This is a genomic window from Streptomyces sp. SID12501 (genome assembly GCF_010550245.1).
Taxonomy (GTDB): domain Bacteria; phylum Actinomycetota; class Actinomycetes; order Streptomycetales; family Streptomycetaceae; genus Streptomyces.
Map to the genome: position 1 here is coordinate 1 of NZ_JAAGLU010000465.1, position 499 is coordinate 499.

The following is a 499-nucleotide window of genomic DNA, read 5'->3' on the forward strand; positions in this document are numbered from 1 at the left end:
AGGGCTGCGAGCCGTCGTCGGGATCGCATGGCGGGGACGCTAGCGCAGGGCCGAGGGCCCGACCAGGGCCGGGCCCGTCCCCCGTCACCGGCCACGGGGACGCACGGGCGAGCCCGTGTCGGGCGCGGGTGAGAGGCTGGGCGCATGCACTTCCGATTCCTCGGCAACTCCGGCCTCAAGATCTCCGAGCTCACCTACGGCAACTGGCTGACCCACGGGTCCCAGGTCGAGAACGACACCGCGACGGCGTGCGTGCGCGCCGCGCTCGACGTCGGCATCACGACGTTCGACACGGCCGACGTGTACGCCAACACCGTCGCCGAGTCCGTGCTGGGCGACGCCCTGGCCGGCGAGCGGCGCGAGTCGCTCGAGATCTTCACGAAGGTCTACTGGCCGACCGGCCCCGGCGGCCCGAACGACACCGGCCTGTCGCGCAAGCACATCCGCGAGTCGATCGACGGGTCGCTGCGTCGCCTGGGCACCGACTACGTCGACCTGT

Annotated in this window: 1 protein-coding gene; it reads left to right on the forward strand. The window is 72.1% G+C overall.

Annotated features, from left to right (window positions below):
* Nucleotides 1–144: 144 nt before the first annotated feature.
* On the forward strand, nucleotides 145–499 hold a 355-nt coding region (locus G3I71_RS46795; RefSeq protein ID WP_164325034.1), incomplete at its 3' end, for an aldo/keto reductase.